The following is a 24,992-nucleotide window of genomic DNA, read 5'->3' on the forward strand; positions in this document are numbered from 1 at the left end:
TGAAATTAGGCGGGCTGAACGAAGTAAAGAGAAGTGAAGGAAGCAAGTTATCGGACGGTGTGGAATGTCCAAGAGAAGTTTACCTCCATGCCTCCATACTTAGCTATTTAGCTATTTAGTTGCATGGAGGCGGGAAGGTAAAAGGTTAACGGCAATCTGTCGGGGCGCTGTCTGGCTTGACGATGGATTGAGCGATAGGGTCGACCACCGCATCAAGCCAGCTTTGGGCAAGAGCATTTGCCATGGCTTGATAACCTTGTGCGCTCAAGGTGTCGCCATGGGAGAATCGACCACATTGGATGATTTTCCCTTCAGCACTGCGTAGCAACCATTGACCATTGATAGTGAGTTTTCCATCGGGGCTGGCATCAAAACGCGCCACATTGATCATCAATTGCTGCGCCTGGGCAGAGTTAAGATCAAATGGGGTTAGCCAATGGGCCGCAGGTAAACGCTGTTCTAGGCGATTGAGTGCTAACCGTTGTAATTGAGTGTCTAACGGCTCTGCCCACAGGTTTTGCCGCGCGCGGCTCACCTGTCCCTGTTCACTGACCAGTACCATACCGTTGCCCGCTAAATAGAGCGGTACACTGACGGTCGGCACGACCACAGTGCCATGATAAGCGGTGCTCAATGCTGGCGCTGTTTGACTCATCAGCAGATATTCTTGCGCTGGTGGTGCTGAGGTAGAACAACCAACGAGCACCATGAGTAACGCACTGGCACTCACGCAACGTCCCAAATAACGAGGTAGGGGAAACATACGACGCATTATTGTCCTCCTTTGGTTGGAATGGTGTCTGGAGCCGCATTGCTTTCAAAAATCAATGCGTTCGGTTTTTGTTGTAATTGGCGTAATACGGGTTGCAGATCGTTTAAGGTGCGCTCTAAGGTGCCTAAACTTTTTTGCAGTTGCGAGCCGACAGCCCCCTCTTCTTGATAGGTTTTTAGGGTACGTTGCAGGTCTTGCAGCGACAAGGTCAACTGCTCTGGTAACTGCTGAGTATGCGGCGCAGCGAGCAGTGTATCGATCTGCTTACTGACCGTATTGAGCGTTTTCAACGTATCGTTAGCACTTTGCAGTGTTTTATCTAGCGAATTCATGGTGTCGTTAAGTGGCAAGTTATTGAGCTTATCCAGTAGAGAAGCAAACTTCTGACCTAGGCTATCAAAGCTATTAGGCACCGATGGAAAGACCGGGTAACCCGCCACTTGTTCGGCCTTAGCTGGTTTAGCTTGCGCATCAAAATCGACGCTGATGATCTTACTGCCGGTGAGAATGTTGCTGGTTACCAAACTGGCACGAAAACCCCGCTTAATCGCATTATCCAAGAGCTGACGCCATTCGGTCAGGTTCATCTCCTCACCGGTGCTCAAGCTACTTAAACGCTGCGGTTCAATACGACCAAGGACGGGAAGTACAGGATTGAGCATAGTGGCACTCCAATCTCGAATGCTCACGCCTTGAAAGGGAACCTGTTGAACCGTCCCGATGCGCACGCCACGAAACTCGATTGGTGCGCCGGGTTCAAGGCCGCCAATATTGCCATCAAATAGGAACATGAACGGAATCGCTTGGGTGTAGCGATTATCGGTTGCTTGCTCTTTGGATTCATAGAGGGTGAAACGAGTCATGTCTTTGACAGGTTTTCCTACAGCACCTTCTTCGGTGGTGCCAAAGGAGATGCCGCCAGTGATTAAGGTTTCTAGCGAGTCCATTTTCACCGCTATCCCTTTGGTTGAGCTTTGAATAGCAAGGCCTGGAGTCACCCAAAACTGCACAGCATCACTGACTAACGAATCAAACGGTTCTCTGATAAAGAGGCGATAGGTGATATTTTGCTGTTGCGGATCAAAGTTAACATCTTCGATATGACCGACATCGAAGCCGTGGAAATGGATAGGAGTGCCCACAGTCATCTTCGGAATGTCTTTACTGACCAATTCTAAACGCAGCCCTTTATCGTCTGCTGTTGATAGCGGTGGCTGAGCTAACATGGTGTACTCACGTTTGGCATCCCCACTGGTGCCTGGTTCAGCTTCAATGTAAGCACCAGACAATAAGGTACCAAGGCCGCTGATACCTGCAGTACCGACACGCGGTTTAATGACCCAAAACTTAGTGTCTTGGCGCAGCAGCTTGTCGGAGCCTTTTTGTAACTCAATCGTGATAATGGCGTGTTCAAAATCATCACTCAGTTTCACTTGAGTCACTTCACCCACGTCAACGTTATGCACTTTGACTTTGGTTTTTCCAGCTTCGATACCATCGGCATTATTGGCGATGACCGTTAGCTGTGGTCCTTGGCTATCCCAATCTTGATAAAGCATCCAAGCAGCGACAAACAGCGCTAACAGGGGTACTACCCACACCGGGTTAAAACTAAAGCGAGTCGTTGGACGCGACTGCAATGTAGGCTCAGTCAAGAGAAGTCTCCTTAGTTGGGTTGTCCCGCAATGAACGGGGATTATCCCAGAATGAACGTGGATCAAACGATTGTGCTGCTAACATAGTCAGGACAACAACACTGGCAAAAGCAATAATGGCTGGCCCTGGGATGATGCGCATTAAGCTGCCCAGTTGGACCAGCGCAGTCAAAATTGCGACGACAAAAATATCGATCATCGACCAGCGGCCAATCAATTCTGTAAAGAAGTAAAAGTGCTGCAACTGTTTTGCTGAGCGCGCCTGTTGATGACGGCTTTGCCAGCACAGCCAACTTAACAGCAAGATTTTGAAAATGGGCACCACCACACTGGCGATAAAGACCACCAAGGCGATTGGGTACGAACCTGTTGCCCACAGCAATATCACACCACCAATAATGGTGGATCCATGGCTGCTACCTAAAAAGGCGGTATCCATGATCGGAAACCAGTTGGCGGGTATAAACATCACGCAAGAGGCAATGAGGAGCGCTACAGTCTTTTGCTGGTGGCCCTTAGTGCGCGATTCCACATGGGTTGAGCAGCGTGGGCAATATCCTTGTAAGCCATGACTCACTGCGCCGCAGCACTGACATACCGCAAAACCTTGCTCGCGTGCAACGCCACTATGTAGCGATGCTGGAGTCGGTTGCGGGAACAGGCTGTCCCAAAGCCAAACGCTGTCACACAGCAATAAGGTTTTGATTAACAACACGACAAACAAGCAGAAAGGCCAAAATGAGAGGCCAAACTCCACGTGCGCCATCGAGTGCAATTTAATTAACGCAACTAAGATGCCAACGAGGAACACATCCATCATCAGCCAAGGTTCAATTCCCCAAAGCATGCGTAAACTGAGCTTAAGAGCTGGGAACGTTCGTTTTCGCTCAATGGCACTGGCAACGTACATCGCCAGTAGCAAATAGATCACCGGCAATATCAGCAGCAAACTGAGCAAGATGCCAAGGGCGACAAAATGATTGGTGAGTAGGACTTCAATGGTATCGGTAAAACGAATGCGATGCTCAACCCCTTTAGCCGAAAAGCCTAAAAAGGAGTACAGCATCGACATCACCAGCATCAACATGGCCGACAATGCGTACCATTTTAACGTGGTTGCTTGGTGAGCGGTTTGATGAGTAATACGATGACCACAACGCTCACAACGTATTTGTGTTGGGGATGATTCCTCAGTTGTGACGGAAACCGAAGTGACCCAGTCACAATGTGGGCAAACATAATGTGCGCTAGACTCTTGGTTGCTCGTAGCACGCAAAGTGGTTGGGTGCGGCGCGTTATGCATTGACGGACAAATAGAACACCTCCCTTTGACGGCGTGCGGTCAGAGTGCTGATAAATAGCATGGTCATGACTTACTGTCCTTAATACTAGCCTATTCCCAAGCGGGCATTTCTATTGGTATGAGCTATGAGTTAACTCTATGGCAAATCAGCAGGTTAGATGCAGTGACTGCCTGTAACATCGCAACATTAGTCGTATATATATCACAAAATCATGTAAGGCGATGTCAGAGTTAAAGCTTAAGTGGCACGCAGTTAACGAAGAGTTAAGAAGCTCAGTTTGAAGAGCGAAAAGCAAAAGGGTTTCTGTGCTCGATGAGGAGGAGTCACTGAGTATAGAAACCCTATCTATTGATTCTCTTTATGTCGGTAAGCTTAATCAGTAAGTGCGAATATCGGCTTCTTCTACTAATTTAGGCAGAGCACTTTTCAGTGCTTTTAGATAAGAGGTGTTGGAGTGAAATTCAAAATCGGCTTTGCTTTTATACAGTTCATTGACCAAAAAACGTTGGCTATCTTCGGTACTGGTAAACACTTCATAGGACAGACAGCCCGGTTCTTTACGGGTATGAACGACTAAATCGTCTAAAACTTCTTTTAACTGTTGCGCTTTACCTTCGCGAGCGGCAAAGACCGCCACACAAGTTAATGTTTTTTCACTCATTGATATTTCTCCAGAGCAATGATGTGCTGTAAATGCGTTTGGTATTACCAACCAAAGCTCCGCCAAATGGCGTAGATTAATCATACTCTTATTCAATGATACTGTATTCAATTGGTTTGATAATAATTGTGTTTGCTCAAGCGCATTCTGGTTGCATGAGCTTTACTCTCTGCTTAACCCAACCTTAACCAAATAGTACGTAAACTAACTTAACCTCGATATGATGGTTCCGATGCAGCATAAGCATCATTCTGTAAACTGGGTATAATAGCCCGCATATCGATGTCACCTTGGGCAAACTTTCATTTTCACAGTACAATTTTAATAAAGAAAGTTGCTCTTCTTTTGCCGACAACAAGTGACACTAAAGATGGCTTTATTGTTGGTATTCAGGGTCTTGGAATCGAGTATTGCCAAGCACGCGCAAGAATAAAATCTCTCGGAGTAGGGAAGGCTGCGATGCCTGAAATTGGTTCATTTTAAGAGTGGTAGGTTGTCATGTTTAAAGCCCTTTTAGTCGAGGATGATTTAGATTTAGCGACTGCATTGATTGACTACATGTCGTTAGAGGACATCGAGTGTGATTATGCAGCCGATGGTCAAGTCGGTTATAACCTCATCATCAGCAATGTGTACGATGTGATTGTTCTGGATCTTAACTTGCCTAAGATTAAAGGATTGGCGGTCTGTGAACGCATTCGCGCTCAAGGAGTAGAAACCCCAGTGTTGATGCTGACTGCTTGCGATACGCTCGATGATAAGTTGCAAGGCTTTAGCCATGGGGCTGATGACTATTTAGTGAAACCTTTTGCCACCGAAGAGCTGATCGTTCGTCTTAAAGCATTGTCGCGTCGCCGCAGTGGGCAAATCTCCAAATTGCGTGTTGGCGAACTCGAACTCGACCTCACGCATCGCCAAGCCAGTCGCCAAGGTACACCCATTAAACTCTCTCCAATCGCGTTAAAAATCCTAGAAGTATTGATGCGCGAATACCCTTCTGGTGTGTCTCGGGAAAAAATTGTCCAATCGGTTTGGGGTGATGAACAGCCCGACAGTAACAGTTTAAAAGTTCACATCTTTAACTTGCGTAAGCAGATCGATAAACCCGGCTTAACGCCGCTGATTCAAACCGTACCTGGCTACGGTTTCTGTCTTAAACCATAGTGATACGCCATGAAGATCAGTCGTAGCCTTAAGATCTATTTTGTGTTGTCGGTCATGGCGATTGCCACGGTCACCGTCATTAGTTTTTCGACCATTGCTGCCAACTATTTTGTCTCTGGGCTGGACATCAGTTTGCGCTATTCGATGTTGGAAATTGCCAAGCAAGTGGATACCAGTGATAACAAACCGGTTGACGTGATTGGTTATCAGCTAGCCACCAAATGGGAAGATGTGCAGCCGGAGATCAAAAGAAATTTGCCCCAACCCGTTGGCCCGTTCGGTTTTCAAAAGAAAATGGATAAAAGCGGTTGGTTTCAATCACCAACGAAAGCCTACTTTGTGATGCGTTTCGATCGCCCTAATGGGCAAACGGTTTATATCTCGAAAGTGTTTGATAAGCTAAGTTCTGATGACACAACAAAAGAGCAGTTTCACAAAGAAGGCAACAGCTATGACATGATGTTGATCCTCTATGCCTTTTTAGCCTTGGCGTTCTTTGCGATTGGTCTGTTTTTTATGTTTCGTCATATTGCTCGTCCACAAGAAAACTTAGTCGAGTGGGCAAAACGTCTTACTCCAGAACAACTTGAGCAGCCGACGCCCGATTTTTACTTCAATGAGCTCAACCGATTGGCTGATATCATTAAAAACAGTTTGTCTTCGGTACAGGTTGCGTTGAAGCGTGAACAGAGCTTTTTGGCGAATGCCAGTCACGAGCTGCGTACGCCTATTGCGGTGGTGCGCAGTAACGCCGAGCTGATGAATAAGCTGATTGATAAACCGCATTCCGAACAGATTCACGTTAAAAAGAAACAGGTAATGGAGCGGATTTTACGTGCCGGCGTCACCATGACCGATTTGTGTGAAACCTTGCTGTGGCTAAACCGCCGTGAGCAGAGTGAACTGCCATTGGGTAAGGTCAGTTTGGCCAATATGGTGGACCAAATCAGTCGCGACTTGAGCTATTTACTGCGCGATAAATCCGTGGAAGTCGAGCTGCACATCAAAGAGGGCACCTACGAACTGCCATCCACCTTGTGTCGTATCGTGATCAGTAACCTGATACGTAACGCTTATCAGCACACTCATGCGGGTAGAGTTTATATCGAGCAAAGCGGCACGCGCGTGCTTATTGTGAATCGAGATGAAGGTGAAATTGATAGCCAAGACCAGCTCGGTTTTGGTTTAGGATTGGAACTGACCAACCGTATCATTCGTCAATATGACTGGTCGTATGAAACCACCGATAGCCTTAACGGACGTGAAGTTACCATCGATTTTCGCCCGCTCAAAACCCCAATGCTAGAGCAAGATAAAACCGCTCTTTGAACCGCGAATCATCAAGTAGGCGAGACAGGATAAGCTGACTCGCTCTACTTATCCTTTCTATTTGCCCTAACTCATTGACTTAGCCTCTATGCTGAAAAGCATAAACGAGGGTCATCTGGTGCTGTCTGTTTGCTGCTCAGCAATAAAATAACCCGCTTGCAAGCAAGCGGGTTAGGATGGGGGAGGAGCAATTTAGAGATTAAGCAGCCGCTTTCACGTTCGCTTTTTGTTTGTTACGTAGGCTCAAGGCAACCGTTACGCTAAATGAGATAACGATAGAGATAAGCATACCAATCACGTAGTAACTGAGTTTGTCAGGTACGATGGAGATAACACCTGGCAGACCTGCAGTACCCAATGCCAATGCTTTAACATGGTAAAGAGTGATAAACGCACTTGCTACGCCAGCGCCAATGATGGCAGCAAAGAATGGGTAACGAAGTTTCAAGTTCACACCAAACATGGCAGGTTCTGTAATACCTAGCAGAGCAGTAACGCCTGATGGCAATGCAATACCTTTCATTTTTGCGTCTTTAGTGGTGAATGCCACAGCAAGTGACGCTGCACCTTGCGCTACGTTAGACATCGCAGCGATTGGGAAAATAAAGGTACCGCCAGTGCGAGCGATGTCCGCTAGGAGTTGAGTTTCAATCGCAATAAAGCTGTTGTGCATACCAGTGATAACAAATGGTGCATAAACAAAGCCCATGATACCGCCACCGATAAAGCCTACGTTGTCATAAATCCAGCTTAGGCCATCACCCAGTAGGAAACCGGCATCACGTGTGATTGGTCCCACCAAAGTAAAGGTCAGTAACCCTGTGATGAGAATAGAACACAGTGGAGTTACTAGGTTGTCTAGCATGGATGGCGTGAACTTACGGAACGTCAGTTCTACTTTCGCTAGGATAAAGCAGCTTACCAATACAGGCAGTACCGAACCTTGATAACCCACTTTTTGGATTTCAAAGCCCATGATGTTCCAGGTTGGAATATCGCCGCTCACCGATGCGCTACCAAAGCCCCAACCACTTAATAGGTCAGGGTGAACCATTAGCATCCCTAACGCTGCGCCAAGGAATGGGTTACCACCAAATTTTTTGGTTGCTGAGAAAGCAAGTAACACTGGCAAGAACACAAACGGTGCGTTAGCAAAGGTGTTAAGCATGCTTGCCAAGTCTGCAAGACCTGGGTGAACATCGATAATCGATAAGTTATCGATAAACAAGCCTTTAGCAGTAAAGACGTTGTATAGCCCCATCAGCAAACCACCCGCAACGATAGCTGGGATGATTGGCATGAAGATGTCAGATAAGCCTTTTACCGCACGTTGCAGTAAGTTTTGTTTTTCTGCGCCAGCTGCCGCAACATCCTTGGTCGACATCTCTGTCATACCAGTCAGTTGTGCCAGTTCTGCGTAAACTTTGTTTACTGTGCCTGAACCAAAAATAATTTGGTATTGGCCAGCCACTTTAAATTGACCTTTCACACCCTCGATGTTTTCGATGGCCGCTTCATCAATGACAGAGTCGTCTTTCAGAGCAAGACGTAAACGAGTAGCACAGTGAGCCAGAGCTTGAAGGTTTTCTTTGCCGCCCAATTGCTCAAGTAGTTGTTTTGCTATGACAGGATAGTTCATAACACACCCCAGATATTGTTATTCGTCAGTACAGTAGTCATTGTTGTTTTTAATTTTTGGGAACGTTTGCAAAACCTATTTTTGAGTAAGTTTTTGTTGCGGTCAAAACGATTGATTGAATTCTGTGAAAAAGATCGACTATTACACCCCTCATCAATAGCAAAACAAGGTTAAAATCACGTTCTGCACGAGATTCGTGTATCATTTGGTCAATCCATTCTTCGTAATAATGACAATAAGGATCATGAATGGCGAGTTTACATGATGTTGCACGTCTGTCTGGCGTTTCGAAATCCACCGTTTCCCGCGTGATTAACAATGAGTACGGCGTTAAAGAATCAACTAAAATCAAAGTATTAGAAGCAGTTGCTCAATGTGGTTATGTGGTTAACCAAGTGGCAAAGGATTTAAAATCGCAGCGTACTAACTTAATTGGTGTGATTGTGCCACGCGTGTCATCTCATGCGACCGCACAAGGTGTCGACGGATTAACGTCTATTTTTGAACAGGCAGGTAAACACGTATTACTGGCCAACACCCATCAAGTTCATGCCAAAGAATTGGAATACATTCAGATCTTCAATCAAAAGCGTGTCGAAGGCATTGTCTTTTACGCAACCCACCTTGATCCACCGCTGATTCAAGCTATTCAGGGCTCGAATGTGCCAGTGGTACTAGTAGGCCAAGATGGCTCAATGTATAACATCCCAAGCGTAGTGCATGATGATACGCGTGTCGGCTATGAAGCAGGAGTGCGACTTATCGCAGCGGGATGTCGTCAGGTAGGTTTCGTTGGTGTTCAAAGTGACGATACCGCAGTGGATTCACTGCGCTCGCAAGGTTTAGAGCAGGCGTTACGTATGAACCAACAAGAGTTGCTGTTTCACGTACACAGCGATTTCTCGATTGAGTCTGGCTATCGTTTAACTAAAAAGATCCTCGCTGAATACCCCAATTTAGATGGTCTATTTTGTGCAACTGACCGTTTAGCGGTCGGTGCGGTTAAAGCACTCACCGAGTCTGGACTCGTGGCAGGAGAGAAGATCAAAGTGCTAGGCGTTGGTAATGATGAGCTGGCGTTTGTGAGCAATCCAAGCCTGTCCACTTTTAACTATGCCTTTGATAAAGCTGGTGAAAATGCAGCTAAGATGTTGTTAGAACGTATCGATGGACGCGGTAAAGAGATGAGTAAAGTGGTGCTCACTTTCCAAAATATTGCCCGTCAAACCTGTCCTTAAGGCTATTTAACACGCCATTCTTGTGAGGAGTAACCACAAAATTTGTGTGTGCCTCCTCACAACCATGTGAACCAAATACACTGAACCAACATTAAAACTTGCTTAACCCTGCATTGTTTTATATTTTGAGAACGTTCCCAAAAATTTAATTAGGTAAGACTATGTCTCTAGAATTCCTTGTTGAACTGGCTGGTGGGGTGGAAAATATCCGCCGCATTCTTGCGCCAGCCGGGCGAGTTACAGTCGCCGTTCATCAACCAGAGTCATCTCCTCTACCAGAGTCCATCTCGGCAGAGTGGGTGTTAGGCGAGCGTCAGTTGAGTGTGGCGCGTGACAATATCACCGATGATCAATTGCGTGCTCTTGGCGAGCAGATCGCAACACAACAACGTAAAGCGGCGACGCCTTATCTTGAGCCAAAACCTTCCCATTATCGACCTGCATGGCATATTGCACCGCCACAAGGGTTGGTGAACGATCCAAACGGATTTATCTATCATGAAGGTGCTTACCACCTGTTTTATCAGTGGTATCCCTACGGTTGTGAACACAAAGACAAACATTGGGTACATTTAAAAAGCGCGGATCTTATCAACTGGCATCATCAGTCGATTGCATTAACCCCGTCCGATTGGTTTGATAGCCATGGCGTATTCTCAGGGCACGCAGTCAGTCAAGATGATGGCTTATGGGTGTTTTACACTGGTAACGTACGCTTAGGTGAAGAGCGTTATCGTCAAACGACTCAATGTATGGCTCACAGTGCTGATGGCAAAACGTTTGTCAAACATGGCCCGGTGATTCGCGAATTGCCTGAAGGTGTCACTGAGCATTTTCGTGATCCGAAAATTTTCTATGCCAATGACAAATGGTTCATGATCCTCGGCGCGCAAACCACGGCCCTCGAAGGACGTTTAGCCGTGTACCATTCTGCAGATTTAATTCATTGGACGTTTGATAAGTTATACGGTGATGAACTTGCGCCATTTGGTTACATGTGGGAGTGCCCAGATTGGTTCACATTAGGTGATGAATCCTTTTTGGTCTTTGGTCCGCAAGGGATCAAAGATGGCAATCCAAACCACACCATTGGTCACCAAAACCGTATCTTCCGCATGACCTTAGATGAACATGACGCGTTTCATTTTATTGAAGGATGGCAATTGGATGCAGGCTTTGATTTCTATGCGCCACAAAGCATGCAAACTCCAGACGGTCGCCGCGTGATGGTCGGCTGGATGGGCTTACCTGATGAAGTGAATCAACCTAGCTGTGAAGATGGCTGGATTCATCAGCTGACCACTCTACGTGAACTGCGTTGGCAAGAGGGTCATATTGTGCAAACCCCAGCCCAAGAAATCACTTCTTTACGTGGCAAAGCGCAAGCACTGACACTTAGTGAAACCACTATCGACCTAGGCACCAAGAGCTTTGAGCTGCAACTGACACTGCCTTGGGGCAGTGAGTTACAGCTGATGCAAAATAGTGATTATGCAGTACGTTTGATTGCTGACAGAGAGCTGGGCGTATTGCGTTTTGACCGCTCGCAAACTGAGTTACGTGAAGGCGATGTGATTCGTGAATTACAACTTGATGGTGCCGACATTGCTTTAACCATTTTGGCTGATCACTCTTCTTTGGAAGTGTTTATCAACCATGGTGAAAAGGTAATGACCAGCCGCGTATTTACGCCAGCAGACGCGACAAAGGCAACAGTCCTTGGCGGTGCAATCGATGCAACCTTCTACCCACTCAACGGCGCATTTCAAACCTATCCACTGAGTTAAGTACGGTAGGTTTAACTCCCTAAAAACGCAGCATTAGCTGCGTTTTTTGTTTGGATAACTTAATGATTTTTCGCAATCTATTAAGTACAGAATCCACATAGCCCATGTAGCTAAAACACTTTCCTATCTCAGTTCCTGACCTCGTTTTATCTACAGCGGATTATGACCGCGGATGAATATGTCTAAACGCTTGCAGAGCGAGTAATCAAGGTTAAGTTATGAACCCAAATTATTTAATCCACGACGAGATCTATGCTCAGGTCAAAAATGCGGGCTTAGCAGGGTGGGGTGGAAATGAAAGAATGGCTCGGGAGTCAGAGTTTATTGATCGAGTATTTTCAATAAACGATGTTCCAACGGCAGGCAAACTCCTTGAGTTAGGTTGTGGTGAAGGGCATTTTAGTCGGCGTTTCGCTCAATTAGGCTATGAAGTCACAGGGGTAGATATTTCAGCAACCGCTATCCAATGGGCTAAGGAAAAATCATTATCCATGAAGATTCCGGGTCAATTCTATGTGGCAGATCTCACTCAGCCCCCGCTCGAATTTTTAGAATCCTACGATGTGATCATCGATGGAAACTGCCTTCATTGCATCATTGGTGATGACCGGCAGACATTTCTCCACTTGGTTTATACGTTACTAGCCAGTGACGGGGTCTTTTTTGTGAGTAGCTTATGTGCCAAAGACGATCAAAATCACTATATCAGCAAAGCGGGTTTTGCATATCGCCACATACCATCGGTAAACCATTTGCTTGCAGAACTATCAAGCGTGGGCTTTGACGTTTTAAGTGTCAACGTCTATGAACGAGAGCAATACAATCACATCACAGTGCATCTAAAAAATAAGCACTTAGCCCCAAAGTCGTTAAGTCAGGTTTCGTCCTTGGCATTTTATCACTTGATTGCAATACCTGTTTTGGCGTTCTCGTTGGGCATGTTTTTATGCTGTAATCGCCACTTTTATTTGCAATAGAAAAGCCCAACAGGGTTGGGCTTGAATGGACAATTGAATTTAGGTAGCAGCTCCCATCAGGGGAGGGAACAATGGGAACTGAAAAGAGTGACGGAGCGTTTTCAGGCAGTGTCGCCCCGTAACTCTATGTGATGGTTAAACCAATCGAGGTTAGAACCAAGTTTCCATTTGTAGAGCGAAGATAGTTTCGCCGCCATTACCCATAGTGGTTGCACCTGTTGCTGTGCTGACTGCGAAGTTGTCTAGGTCGTTACTCCAATCTACATAGCTTACAGCAAAGCGCAGTTCTGGACGGTCAAAGAAGCCTGCTACAGTAGACAGTTTCAATGTTGGGGCGATAGTCGCTTTGTAGTAGCTGCCTTTCGCGGTATCCACTGAGTTGTCTAGGTCCATGTATTGGTAAGAACCTTCATACACCATGGCAAAGTTTTCGTTGAAGTTCTGTTGTACACGTAGGTTGAATGTACCCCATTTGAACTCATCATTATCTTTGATGCGATCTTTGCTGATTTCGGCCATCAATGCCGGTGCAATGCTCCAGGTGTCGTTCAGATTCGTTACGCCGTAAGAGAAAATACGCACTGCTTTTGCGTCGCTGTTCAGGTTGCCATCAGAGCCAATACCTTTTAGCTGCGCACCTAAACCAGAACCCAACAACATCCCAGTTTTAGAAAAGCCATCGCGTCGACCATAGAAAGAATCGTCGTGATAAGCGAACAATGCGTGGAAACCTGATTCAGCGCGATCAGTCGCTGTTGAATCTTCAGTCACTTTGGCATTGTCATTTGAGTACATGGCACTCAACATCACTTGAACTTTGCCAATGTGGTTGTTCATTGTTCCGATGTAGTTCTCGACGTCAGTTCCCGCGCTCTCTACTGAGCCAAAATCACGACCGTAGATAGAGAAGTTGGCTTTCCAGTCGTCAGACATTTGCACATCATAAATACCCGCACCAGTACCTGCGAGGAAGACGATGTCAGAATCCATAAAGTGGATATCAAAGTTGTCACGGTCAAAACGTTTACCAGCCCAAACTGTAGAGTTGGCGAACGCACCAGTGAAAGAAGGTATACCTGACATCTGTGTATAAACTTGGCGAATGTTTAACTCGCTTTCATCTTCTGTCCAGTCGTTGCTGGTTTCAACGCCATCGGCCAACATGATTTTGAACATCGCGTTTGAGCCATTATCCAGTTGACGATTATGGATAAAGTTCGCTTCCAAATAGTTGGTATCTTCTAAGCCTAAACGGCCAACAGGAGCGCCAAGGTCACCAGCTGCTGTCATGTAAGGACCAGTGCCAGTGGCACCAGTACGGTCATCATTCATCAACAGACCAGAACGAGCGTAACCATGAAACTCAAAAGAAGAGGCGGTGTCTTCCGCTTTCTTCGTTGCTTGTTCGTTTTGCGCTAAACGACTTTCTAAATCATTAATGCGCGCTTCAAGGGCAGAAATATCACTTGCAGCCCACACAGAGGTTGTAGGTAGTAGGGCGGCTAGAGCCAAAGTAAGTGCTTTTGCTTTCATCTTATTGTTACTCCGAAATGGATGTTATTAGTATTGGAATCTTGCAAACGTTCCCAATAAATTTCACAACAATGTCGGAATTTGAGTTGCCTAACTATGTTGCCGACGTTTTACTCAGTAATAAAGCGTCGTTCTAGTAAGCTTTTCTCGTTGAAAGTGACTATACAGATAAAGCAGGGAACGTTCCCTAAAAATGATGAAAAATATAACCTAAGTCACGATCTGTGATGGGGTTTGTGAGCCACTTCAACAATCGGTGAGAGGTATAAAAAAGCGGGGTGTGATCCCCCGCGTGAATAGATTAAAAACTCTAGCAAGCAAGCAGTGTAACCGGTTGCTTATAGATGCCGTTATTGCGCGATATAAGCTTGGAGAGTGGCTTGGTCAGGCAGGGCAGTCATGGCGCCTTTTTGGGTCGTGGCGAGTGCGCCGCAACCATTCGCTTTGGTAATGGCGCGAGTCAGAGCGTCGATATCACGCCAATTTTCTTCCTGAGCCAATTGTGCAAGCAGCCCGCCGACAAACGCGTCGCCTGCGCCAGTCGTATCAACCGGCTTAATGGCTTTTCCCTGAATCAGCTGCTGTTGACCTTGCGTGATCAACAGTGCACCTTTCACACCTTGAGTGATCACTACGACCGGAATATCCAGTGTTTGCAGCGCGGCAATGCCCGACGTAAGAGAATCGGTTTGCGTAAGTAGCATCAGTTCATCGTCAGAGAACTTCACCACATCCGCGAGTGCGACTGCCTGCATCACGGTAGGGATGAGCTCTGCTGGGTTGGCCCAAACTTCTTCACGTAAGTTGGGGTCAAAGCTAATAAAGCCTTGGGCTTGTTTCATTTTATTCATGGCCATGAGTGTTGCTGAGCGGCTTGGTTCATTGGCAAGCGCGATTGAGCAAACGTGTAACCATTGGTTGGCTTCAAATGCTGGGATATCTTGCTCGCAAAAGAATTGGTCGGCACTTGGCTTAACCATAAAGGTGAAACTGCGTTCGCCATGATCGTCGAGATCAACCACAACGGTCGAGGTACGATGAACCGGGTCTAACACTAAGTGCTGACAGTTAACCTGTTCATTTTCTAGTGTTGTGCGCAGAAATTTGCCAAAAGGATCATTACCGACACGACCAAAGAAAGCACTGTCACCGGCAAGACGTGCAATGGCAACGGCCACATTCGCTGGGGCTCCGCCAGGACATTTTAGATAACGCATGTCGTCATCAGGGATAAGGTCAATCACCGCATCACCAGTAACCCAAACTCTGTTCATTATTCACTCCGATAGTTGAATCTATTGGCCGCAGTGTAAACGAACGCCAAATTGGAAAAAAAGAGCAGAACCTCAATCCGCTTAGGGGAATGTCGAAAACGTGATCCTGTTAGTCGATTTAAACTCAAAATGACAAAAAACATTGCTTTTTTGGGAACGTGCCCAAAAGCGATTTTAAAAGAGGGGCTGATTGACAAAATGGCGAAAAAGAGCACACTGCGCAGCAAGGTCAGAGGCCTTGCTCAGGTAGGGAAAATCACTGACTTAATCAAGCGTTAAGCGCTTGGCGTATCAGCTAGAAAAGAAGAGAACCTTTATGTTTGGATTGCCTCCTGCCTTAGTGACTGTAGGCTTATTGTTTATCAGTAACATCTTTATGACGTTTGCATGGTATGCCCACCTGCGCGAATTGGGGCACAAGCCTTGGATTGTGGCAGCGCTGCTGAGTTGGGGTATCGCGTTATTTGAATATCTATTTCAAGTACCTGCGAACCGTATTGGTTATTCTGTGCTCAATTTAGGGCAGTTAAAAATCATCCAAGAAGTGATTACCTTAACGGTGTTTGTTCCTTTTGCCCTTATTTATATGAAAGAACCCTTTCGTTGGGATTTCGTATGGGCTGGCTTGTGTTTATTAGGGGCGGTTTTCTTTATTTTCCGACCACAAATATTGGCCTTTATGGAACAAGTTGTCTAATTACTCATCAAGGACGAATTGATGCGTTAAGAATAATAGATGAATTATTATTTATATCGCTTTTAAATCATTGTTCTTTTAATAACCAATATTTCTATTACTAATGAGAATAAATTCGATTTAAAGTTGAGCTAATGGGCTATTAGAACAACTAATATCATGAATTTATGAGTATTTGTTCAAAGTGTGCACAGAGACTAATGGTTATTTAAACATATATCTTTGTGCACATTTGCTGAGTTTTTATGCAACATTTTACCAACCCAACTTGGTTAATTTGGTCCAAGACGGTGCAGGCGGTGACTAAATTCACAAAATTCTGACTTGTTTCTCGATTAATATCACAATTCATTAGACGTACCGCACATCAAGTGATAGATTCGGTGCGAAAAATTCGACCTGGTTTGTATAAAAAACGAACCTTAATTGAGTTTTTAGCACATTGATTTCATCGATAATTTCATTGATTTATTTTACTTATCAGTAATTTGCACCTAGGGCTGGCTGTCTATATTCAGCAAATGAATAAAGTGTAGCCAAATACGCCTCAGTTTTTATGGCAAATTACACCAATGATTGATAATGTGTGCCGAAATCTTCGCATAGGAAATTGTTGAATTTCTGTAAACTCAACTTTTTCACCTGCTAGCCGTTCTAGAAACTACGCGAAGATGTCATGGATGCAGAATTAAAACTTGGAGTTTATGCATGTATAAAAACAAAATCACTCAAGCCCTTCTTTTAGGTGCTGGCCTAGCAGTGGCTACCGCTTCTTTTTCTTCTTTAGCAGCTGACGTTCCAGCTGGTACCAAATTAGCTCCTGTTCAGGAACTGGTCCGTGGTAACGGCACTGAAGTTGCGTCTATCGACCCTCAAAAAACGGAAGGTGTTCCTGAATCCAACGTGATTCGCGACCTTTTTGAAGGTCTAGTGAACTCTGATAAAGACGGTAACGTTGTTCCTGCAGTTGCTGAAAGCTGGGAAACTAAGGATAACAAAACCTTTATCTTCCATTTGCGTCACAATGCAAAATGGTCGAACGGTGATCCTGTAACTGCACACGATTTCGTGTACAGCTTCCAACGTGTTGTTGATCCAGCTACCGCGTCTCCATACTCTTGGTATCTTGAAATGACCACGATGGCAAACGCAGCTGACATCATCGCAGGGAAAAAAGACAAATCGACTCTAGGCGTAAAAGCGCTAGACGATTACACCCTAGAAGTGAACCTAGAAACAGCGGTTCCTTACTTCGTGAAAATGATGGGTCACACTACAGTGAAACCTGTTCATAAAGCGACAGTAGAAAAATGGGGTGATGAGTGGACTAAACCTGAACACTTCGTGGGCAACGGTGCATACACTCTAGACAAATGGGTAGTTAACGAACGCATGGTAATGAAGCGTAACCCTAACTACTGGGATAACAAACACACTGTTATCAGCCAAGTGACTTATCTTCCTATCGAAAACCAACAGTCGGAAATGAACCGTTTCCTATCTGGCGAGATCGATATCACGTCTTCTGTTCCACTAGAACAGTTCCGTCGCTTGAAAAAAGAACATCCGAACGAGCTGAAAATCACTGGTTCGCTATGTACTTACTACTACGGTTTCAACACCAAACGTGCACCATTTGACGATGTACGCGTACGTAAAGCACTATCTTACGCAATCGACCGCGACATCATCACTAATGCAATCCTTGGCCAAGGTCAAAAACCTGCTTACTTCCTAACACCAGAAATCACTGCTGGCTTCAACCCAGTAATGCCTGAGTACGGTACATGGACTCAAAAACAACGCGTTGCTAAAGCAAAAGAGTTGTTGAAAGAAGCTGGTTTTGATGCAAGCCATCCTCTGAAATTCACTCTGCTGTACAACACTTCAGAAAACCACAAGAAACTAGCAACTGCTGTTCAATCTATGTGGAAAAAAGAGTTGGGCGTGGATATCAGTCTTGAAAACCAAGAATGGAAAACTTTCCTAGATACACGTCGCGAAGGTAACTACGACGTGACTCGTGCTGGCTGGTGTGGCGACTACAACGAAGCTTCAACCTTCCTAACGCTAATGCAATCTAACAACGCGTCTAACGACCAACGTTACGATAGCAAAGAGTACGACGGTATCATGGCGAAAGCGCTTGAATCGACTTCTGAGAAAGAACGCAGCGATCTCTACGTAGAAGCTGAAAAAGTTCTAGCGAAAGACATGCCAATCGCTCCGGTTTATCAATATGTAAATACTCGTCTAGTGTCTCCACAAGTTGGTGGTTACCCAATGCATAACGCAGAAGACAAGATCTACACGAAAGACCTGTACGTGATTGCTAAATAAGATTTAACGTCAGTAAAACTATTATAATTTAGACACTGCATGCCATTGAGCATGCAGGTCTTTTCCATTTAAATTGTCACAGACTGAAAGAGTGAGTTTATGCTTAAATTCATGATTAAGAGGATTTTTGAAGCAATCCCAACAATGTTGGTATTGATCACAATTTCCTTCTTCTTGATGCGCTTTGCGCCGGGTAACCCATTCTCTTCTGAGCGTCCTTTACCGCCAGAAGTTATGGCTAACATCAACGCAAAATACGGTTTAGATAAACCTGTATCTGAGCAGTATTTCACTTATCTAACAAACGTGGTTATCAAAGGCGACTTTGGTCCATCGTTTAAATACAAAGACTATTCAGTAAATGAACTGATTAGTAGTGCTTTGCCTGTATCGGCAAAAGTGGGTTTTGTTGCGTTTATTTTCACGGTTATTTTCGGTGTGGGTATCGGTACGATCGCTGCACTCAAGCAAAATAGCTGGTGGGATTATACGATAATGGCGTTAGCTATGGTCGGGGTGGTGATGCCATCGTTCGTTCTCGCGCCTGTCTTGATTTACCTTTTCGCCATTTCGCTTCATTGGGCTCCCGCTGGTGGTTGGCTTGATGGATCATTTAAGTACATGGCTCTTCCTGTGTTAGCGATGTCTTTGATGTATGTTGCTACGTTCGCTCGTATTACCCGTGGTTCTATGATCGAGACACTTAACAGTAACTTTATCCGCACTGCACGCGCTAAAGGCCTTAGCTACGGTTATATCGTTATGAAGCACGCATTGAAACCGGCGTTGCTACCCGTTGTGTCTTATATGGGCCCCGCATTCGTGGGTATCATTACTGGTTCAGTAGTGGTTGAGACCATTTTCGGTCTACCTGGTATCGGTAAGCTGTTTGTGAACGCTGCCTTTAACCGCGACTACTCATTGGTAATGGGCGTGACGATTCTTATCGGTCTGCTATTCATTCTGTTTAATGCCATCGTTGATATTCTGTTGGCTTACATCGATCCGAAGATTCGCTACTAAGAGACACGAGAGCTATGTTTACGAAAAAAGAAAATATCGAAGCGATCGAAAAATTCTCTGAAAACTTAGAAATTGAAGGTCGTAGTTTATGGCAGGACGCGCGTATTCGTTTTGTGCGCAACAAAGCAGCGATGGTGTCGTTGTTTGTCCTAGTCTTAATCACGTTGGCAGTGATTTTCCTGCCGATGTTCTCTCAATACACATATGATGATACCGACTGGTATGCAATGCATGCTGCTCCATCATGGGATCACCTGTTTGGTACGGATGCTCTGGGTCGTGACTTGTTTGTCCGTACCCTCATTGGCGGCCGTATCTCACTGATGGTGGGTATCCTTGGCGCTTCTGTTGCTGTCATCATAGGTACGCTTTACGGTGCAGCGTCTGGCTTCATCGGTGGTCGTGCTGACCGCGTTATGATGCGTACTCTTGAGATTTTGAACTCAATTCCATTTATGTTCCTAGTTATCGTATTGGTAACTTTCTTTGGCCGTGAAATCTATCTGATCTTCGTTGCCATTGGTGCTATCGCTTGGCTTGATATGGCGCGTATTGTACGTGGTCAGACCCTGAGCCTACGCAGTAAGGAATTTATTGAAGCTGCCCACGTATGTGGTGTGAGCAACTGGAAAATTATCACTCGTCATATCGTGCCAAACGTATTGGGTATCGTAGCGGTTTACTCAACCCTATTGATTCCAAGCATGATCTTGACTGAATCGTTCCTTTCATTCCTTGGTCTGGGTGTTCAAGAGCCAATGACAAGTTGGGGTGCTTTGCTGCAAGAAGGCGCAAACACAATGGAAGTGGCTATTTGGCAACTTCTGTACCCAGCAGCATTCATGGTGTTGACCCTGTTCTGCTTTAACTATGTTGGTGATGGTCTTCGTGACGCACTTGACCCTAAAGACAGATAATAACTAAAAGTCTAAAAAGATTAAGGAAGCAATGATGAGCTTGTTAGACGTAAAAGACCTGCGAGTCGAATTTACCACGCAAGATGGTATCGTCACCGCAGTAAACGATTTGAACTTCTCCCTGAATCAAGGTGAGACGCTAGGTATCGTGGGTGAATCTGGTTCAGGTAAGTCACAAACGGTATTTGCTATCATGGGTCTGCTGGCGAAAAACGGCATTATCTCAGGTAGCGCAAAATTTGAAGGTCGTGAAATTCTTAACCTGCCTGAGAAAGAGCTGAACAAAGTTCGTTCTCAGCAGATTGCGATGATCTTCCAAGACCCGATGACCTCACTTAACCCATACATGAAAGTGAGCGATCAGCTGATGGAAGTGCTGATGCTCCACAAAGGTATGAGTAAAGCTGAAGCGTTTGAAGAGTCTGTACGCATGCTTGAAGCAGTGAAAATCCCTGAAGCTCGCAAGCGTATTACTATGTATCCGCACGAGTTTTCGGGCGGTATGCGTCAACGTGTTATGATTGCCATGGCACTATTATGTCGTCCTAAGTTGTTGATTGCCGATGAGCCAACTACCGCTTTGGACGTAACCGTTCAAGCGCAGATCATGGATCTGCTTAATGAACTTAAAACGGAATTTAACACCGCTATCATCATGATTACCCACGATTTGGGTGTCGTAGCTGGTTCTTGTGACAAAGTGCTAGTGATGTATGCGGGTCGTACCATGGAATACGGTAAAGTCGACGAGATCTTCTACAATCCAAGTCACCCATACGCGGAAGGGCTGCTCAAAGCCATCCCTCGTTTGGATTCTGTTGGTGAGAAATTGCCAACGATTCCAGGCAATCCGCCAAACTTACTGCGTCTGCCTGTTGGTTGCCCTTATCAAGAGCGTTGCCACCGCGTAACAGACCGTTGTAAACGTGAAGCACCTATCCTGACACCATTTGGTGATGGCCGTCAGCGTGCCTGTTTTTCTGATTGGGAGACTTGGAACAAATGAGCGACAAAAAAGTCATTCTAGACGTTAAAGATCTTAAGGTTCACTTTAGCATCGCGGCCAAGTCAGCTTGGCCATGGTCAAAACCTTCACAGCTGAAAGCGGTGGACGGTGTTAACGTTCGTTTGTTCGAAGGTGAAACACTGGGTGTGGTTGGTGAATCAGGTTGTGGTAAGTCTACCTTCGCTCGCGCCATCATCGGCTTGGTTCAAGCTACTGAAGGCGAAGTCGTATGGTTAGGACAAGACCTCACTCGCATGAAAGACGTTCAGCGTCGTAACACTCGCAAAGAAATTCAGATGATTTTCCAAGACCCATTGGCGTCTTTGAATCCTCGTATGACTGTGGGTGATATCATCGCTGAACCATTGCAGACTTTCTATCCAGAACTGAGCAAGCAGGAAGTGAAAGATCGCGTGAAGGAGATGATGGCGAAGGTGGGTCTACTACCTAACGTTATCAACCGTTATCCTCACGAATTCTCAGGTGGTCAATGTCAACGTATCGGTATCGCTCGTGCGCTGATCTTGAATCCTAAGATGATCATCTGTGACGAACCTGTTTCTGCTCTGGACGTTTCTATTCAAGCACAGGTAGTTAACCTATTGAAAGAACTGCAATCTGAACTTGGCCTAAGCCTAGTGTTCATTGCGCACGACCTTTCTGTAGTGAAACACATCTCTGACCGTGTGTTGGTGATGTATTTGGGTAATGCAGTTGAGTTGGGCACTTCTGAAGAGTTGTTCTCTAACCCATTGCACCCATATACCAAAGCGTTGATGTCTGCGGTGCCGATTCCTGACCCACGCCTAGAACGCGCAAAAACAATCCAGATGTTGGAAGGTGACTTACCTTCACCAATTAGCCCTCCATCTGGCTGTGTGTTCCGTACCCGTTGTCCACAAGCGACTGAAGCTTGTGCGAAAACTAAGCCTCAAATTAAAGGCAGCGACGCACACAGCGTCTCTTGCTTGCAAGTTGAAGCATAATTTCAGCCTGTGACGGGCATAAGCGCGACTCCCTTTTTGGGTCGCGCTTTTTTTATGTCTGCGATTTATCGAAGCGCTTGGCTTGTCCGGTAAGGCAAAATCAAACGTGTTCAAATTTTTTGAATAACTAAGCCAACTCACATGGGTTTAGCCCACTGGTCAGTTTTCTATAATGGCTTCACTAACAACGATAACGATGAAAGTGAGGTCAATGATGGGAATGCTGGTTCAAGGTAAGTGGCACGATCAGTGGTACGACACGAAAAGCAACGGTGGTCAATTTGTTCGCGAAGACGCAGGATTTCGTGATTGGATTGAAAACCGCCCAGAGGCTCGCTTTAAGCCGGAATCTGACCGTTATCATCTCTATGTTTCTCTTGCGTGCCCATGGGCGCATCGCACGCTTATCTTTCGCCAATTAAAAGGGCTAACTGAACACATCGGTGTCACCATTGTTTGCCCTGATATGATGCATGATGGCTGGAAATTCGGTATTCCAGAACCGCTGTTTGGGCACACTAAGCTGCATCAAATCTACACTCAAGCGAAAGCCGATTACACAGGTCGTGTCACGGTGCCCGTATTATGGGACAAACAGACCAACACCATAGTCAGTAACGAGTCTTCAGAAATCATCCGTATGTTCAATAGTGCCTTTGATGAGCTGACTGGTAATCACGAAGATTTTTACCCGAAAGAGTTGCGAAACGTGATCGATGAGTGGAATGCGTTCATTTATCCTAACATCAACAATGGGGTGTATCGGTGTGGCTTTGCGACCACACAAGAAGCCTATGATGAAGCTTATGACTCGCTGTTTGCTGCCCTAGACCGTGTTGAAGCGCATTTAGCTGGCAACCGTTACCTCGCAGGCACTCGCATTACTGAAGCGGATTGGCGTCTGTTTACCACCTTAGTGCGTTTTGATGCTGTGTATGTGGGTCATTTTAAATGCAATAAAAAACGCATAGCAGATTACCCTAATCTGCAAGGGTATTTGAAAGAGCTGTATCAGTATCCAGGTGTAAAAGGCACGACCGATTTTTATCATATTAAGCGCCATTACTATTTCAGCCACACCATGATCAATCCAACTCAAGTGGTGCCAAATGGACCGGATCTGGATTTGGACTCACCGCATGATCGGGCGTTAATTGCCTAGTTTTCTCTGCTTAGCCTCTTGTGTACTCTTTGAATACTGATGATAAGTGATCAAAGAGTACACAATATTTGCGATTGCTAATGATTGTACATACACTGTGTCCAGTATATGACACCTAGTGTGGTTATCAGGCGAATCTCACCCAACTGATGGCCCGGAGAAGAGAATGTTCTTTAAGCGCCAAGCTAAACCCACTGATGCAAATCAGACATCCCATTCCGACCATGTTTATCGTTCGATCACTCGTTTTGTCCCTTGGATAGAATTTACCGCGACCGGCGAAGTGGTAGACGTCAATGACCTATTTCTTAGCGTGTTAGGCTACACCCGCAATGAGGTGGTTGGTCAACATCACCGTATGTTCTGTACGCCAGAGTATGTATCCTCCTCTCAATATCAATCTTTTTGGCAGTCGCTAGCTCGCGGTGAACCGCATGAGGGTAAATTCCATCGTGTGACTAAATCTGGTGCAGTTGTGGTTTTAGAAGCCACCTATTTTCCGATCATGGATAGCCAAGGTCGCGTTACTGGTGTGGCAAAAATTGCCTCGGACATCACTGAACTTTATGAACGGGATTTAAAAAATGAAGCGCTACTTGGAGCGCTAAATAAATCCTTAGCCGTGATTGAGTTTGATACCAAAGGTACTGTGCTGCACGCCAACAAGAATTTCCTCGATCTTTTGGGGTACTCCCTTAATGAAGTGGTAGGTAAGTCGCATAGTCTGTTTTGTTTTGATGATTTTTACCGTGAATACCCTCGTTTTTGGGAAGACCTTGGTAAAGGGCGTTTTCAAGCTGGGCAGTTTTTGCGGCGCAGTAAACGTGGCGCAAATGTGTGGATTGAAGCAACCTATAACCCTGTCTTTGATGAAAAGGGGAAAGTGGTTAAAGTGGTCAAATTTGCCTCAGACACCACCACCGAAGTTGAGCGTAACTTAGCTATTGCCAAAGCGTCGGAAGTGGCTTACAGCACATCGGTTGAGACTGCCCAAATTGCGCAAGATGGCGCTAAGCTGCTCGGTCAAGCGGTGAACGTATCGCAAAATATTTCCGATCGCGTTGGCGCAACCAAAAATAAAGTGGGCGCTTTGAATGCCAGCTCAGAGAACATTGAAGAGATGGTCTCCACCATTAAAAGTATCGCCGAGCAAACCAACTTATTGGCACTGAACGCAGCGATTGAAGCAGCGCGTGCCGGTGAATATGGCCGTGGTTTTGCGGTGGTGGCGGACGAAGTGCGCAAACTTGCGTCGCGTACTGGTGAGTCGACGTTCCAGATTGAGAGTGTGGTGAATGAAAACCGCACGCAACTGCGCGAAGTGACTGACATGATGGAGCAGGTTAGCCAAATCTCATTGGAAGGCAGCGATAAGATCGCAGAAGTGTCGCAAGTGATGGATGAGATCTATCGCGGCGCTGAAAACGTCTCGAATACCGTTGCTAATCTAAATGCGTCACACAAATAACGCTGAGTGATCAGTTTATTAAGTGGTGAGCCATAAGTGACTGGCTGGTGGCATGGAAAC

The 24,992-nt window shown here is 45.7% G+C and carries 20 protein-coding genes; 13 read left to right on the forward strand and 7 right to left on the reverse strand.

The features are described from left to right. Window positions 1–145 precede the first annotated feature (145 nt). From OCV11_RS06100 to OCV11_RS06115, 4 genes are all read right to left on the reverse strand, one after another. Window positions 146–772, reverse strand: coding sequence for a PqiC family protein (locus OCV11_RS06100; protein ID WP_261895684.1), 627 nt, complete (start codon window positions 770–772; stop codon window positions 146–148). Further along, window positions 772–2,427, reverse strand: coding sequence for an intermembrane transport protein PqiB (gene pqiB / locus OCV11_RS06105; protein ID WP_261895685.1), 1,656 nt, complete (start codon window positions 2,425–2,427; stop codon window positions 772–774). Before pqiB ends, OCV11_RS06100 begins: the two co-directional genes overlap by 1 nt. Then, on the reverse strand, window positions 2,420–3,730 hold the full coding sequence (locus tag OCV11_RS06110) for a paraquat-inducible protein A (protein ID WP_261895687.1): 1,311 nt from the start codon (window positions 3,728–3,730) through the stop codon (window positions 2,420–2,422). The genes pqiB and OCV11_RS06110 overlap by 8 nt, the downstream gene beginning before the upstream one ends. 377 nt (window positions 3,731–4,107) lie before the next feature. Further along, the gene (locus OCV11_RS06115) at window positions 4,108–4,392 is read right to left on the reverse strand and encodes a putative quinol monooxygenase (protein ID WP_261895688.1); all 285 of its coding nucleotides are present in this window, start codon (window positions 4,390–4,392) and stop codon (window positions 4,108–4,110) included. 498 nt (window positions 4,393–4,890) lie between these two features. On the opposite strand from OCV11_RS06115, the gene OCV11_RS06120 reads away from it, so the two are divergent. Then, window positions 4,891–5,556 carry a response regulator transcription factor gene (locus OCV11_RS06120; protein WP_261895689.1) on the forward strand — a complete coding sequence of 222 codons (666 nt, stop codon included), beginning with the start codon at window positions 4,891–4,893 and terminating at the stop codon, window positions 5,554–5,556. Between the two features lie 9 nt (window positions 5,557–5,565). After that, entirely contained in the window at window positions 5,566–6,885 is a 1,320-nt protein-coding gene (locus tag OCV11_RS06125; RefSeq protein ID WP_261895691.1) for a sensor histidine kinase, read from the forward strand. A gap of 199 nt (window positions 6,886–7,084) precedes the next feature. On the opposite strand, the gene OCV11_RS06130 is transcribed toward OCV11_RS06125, so the two are convergent. Next, complete coding sequence (locus OCV11_RS06130; protein WP_261895692.1) at window positions 7,085–8,524, reverse strand: sucrose-specific PTS transporter subunit IIBC; 1,440 nt, start codon at window positions 8,522–8,524, stop codon at window positions 7,085–7,087. A gap of 248 nt (window positions 8,525–8,772) precedes the next feature. Here OCV11_RS06130 and OCV11_RS06135 point away from each other — a divergent pair, with 248 nt between their 5' ends. The 3 genes from OCV11_RS06135 to OCV11_RS06145 all read left to right on the forward strand — a co-directional run bounded on the left by OCV11_RS06135 (window position 8,773) and on the right by OCV11_RS06145 (window position 12,526). After that, window positions 8,773–9,762: a LacI family DNA-binding transcriptional regulator gene (locus OCV11_RS06135; protein ID WP_261895693.1), complete on the forward strand. Its 990-nt coding sequence runs from the start codon at window positions 8,773–8,775 to the stop codon at window positions 9,760–9,762. A gap of 161 nt (window positions 9,763–9,923) precedes the next feature. After that, complete coding sequence (locus OCV11_RS06140; protein WP_261895694.1) at window positions 9,924–11,549, forward strand: glycoside hydrolase family 32 protein; 1,626 nt, start codon at window positions 9,924–9,926, stop codon at window positions 11,547–11,549. 218 nt (window positions 11,550–11,767) lie between these two features. Next, on the forward strand, window positions 11,768–12,526 hold the full coding sequence (locus OCV11_RS06145; RefSeq protein WP_261895695.1) for a class I SAM-dependent methyltransferase: 759 nt from the start codon (window positions 11,768–11,770) through the stop codon (window positions 12,524–12,526). A gap of 150 nt (window positions 12,527–12,676) precedes the next feature. On the opposite strand, the gene OCV11_RS06150 is transcribed toward OCV11_RS06145, so the two are convergent. Then, window positions 12,677–14,059: a carbohydrate porin gene (locus tag OCV11_RS06150; RefSeq protein WP_261895696.1), complete on the reverse strand. Its 1,383-nt coding sequence runs from the start codon at window positions 14,057–14,059 to the stop codon at window positions 12,677–12,679. A gap of 350 nt (window positions 14,060–14,409) precedes the next feature. Then, a complete protein-coding gene (locus OCV11_RS06155; protein WP_261895697.1) occupies window positions 14,410–15,333 on the reverse strand; it encodes an aminoimidazole riboside kinase in 924 nt (307 codons plus the stop codon). A 325-nt stretch (window positions 15,334–15,658) separates the two neighbouring features. Here OCV11_RS06155 and OCV11_RS06160 point away from each other — a divergent pair, with 325 nt between their 5' ends. The 8 genes from OCV11_RS06160 to OCV11_RS24975 all read left to right on the forward strand — a co-directional run bounded on the left by OCV11_RS06160 (window position 15,659) and on the right by OCV11_RS24975 (window position 24,932). After that, window positions 15,659–16,030 carry a DMT family protein gene (locus OCV11_RS06160; protein WP_261896235.1) on the forward strand — a complete coding sequence of 124 codons (372 nt, stop codon included), beginning with the start codon at window positions 15,659–15,661 and terminating at the stop codon, window positions 16,028–16,030. Between the two features lie 708 nt (window positions 16,031–16,738). Further along, window positions 16,739–18,370: an ABC transporter substrate-binding protein gene (locus OCV11_RS06165; RefSeq protein WP_261895698.1), complete on the forward strand. Its 1,632-nt coding sequence runs from the start codon at window positions 16,739–16,741 to the stop codon at window positions 18,368–18,370. 99 nt (window positions 18,371–18,469) lie between these two features. Further along, the gene (gene oppB, locus OCV11_RS06170) at window positions 18,470–19,393 is read left to right on the forward strand and encodes an oligopeptide ABC transporter permease OppB (protein ID WP_261895699.1); all 924 of its coding nucleotides are present in this window, start codon (window positions 18,470–18,472) and stop codon (window positions 19,391–19,393) included. Between the two features lie 14 nt (window positions 19,394–19,407). Next, entirely contained in the window at window positions 19,408–20,310 is a 903-nt protein-coding gene (gene oppC / locus OCV11_RS06175; RefSeq protein ID WP_261895700.1) for an oligopeptide ABC transporter permease OppC, read from the forward strand. Between the two features lie 34 nt (window positions 20,311–20,344). Further along, window positions 20,345–21,316 (forward strand): ABC transporter ATP-binding protein, encoded by a 972-nt coding sequence (gene oppD, locus OCV11_RS06180; protein WP_261896236.1) that lies wholly within the window; start codon window positions 20,345–20,347, stop codon window positions 21,314–21,316. Beyond that, complete coding sequence (oppF, locus tag OCV11_RS06185; RefSeq protein ID WP_315972744.1) at window positions 21,313–22,302, forward strand: murein tripeptide/oligopeptide ABC transporter ATP binding protein OppF; 990 nt, start codon at window positions 21,313–21,315, stop codon at window positions 22,300–22,302. Before oppD ends, oppF begins: the two co-directional genes overlap by 4 nt. Window positions 22,303–22,516: 214 nt before the next feature. Beyond that, window positions 22,517–23,464 carry a glutathione S-transferase family protein gene (locus OCV11_RS06190; RefSeq protein ID WP_261896237.1) on the forward strand — a complete coding sequence of 316 codons (948 nt, stop codon included), beginning with the start codon at window positions 22,517–22,519 and terminating at the stop codon, window positions 23,462–23,464. Window positions 23,465–23,630: 166 nt separating this feature from the next. Next, window positions 23,631–24,932 (forward strand): methyl-accepting chemotaxis protein, encoded by a 1,302-nt coding sequence (locus tag OCV11_RS24975; protein ID WP_315972745.1) that lies wholly within the window; start codon window positions 23,631–23,633, stop codon window positions 24,930–24,932. Window positions 24,933–24,992 lie beyond the last annotated feature (60 nt).

This window comes from Vibrio porteresiae DSM 19223 (assembly GCF_024347055.1).
Lineage (GTDB): Bacteria > Pseudomonadota > Gammaproteobacteria > Enterobacterales > Vibrionaceae > Vibrio > Vibrio porteresiae.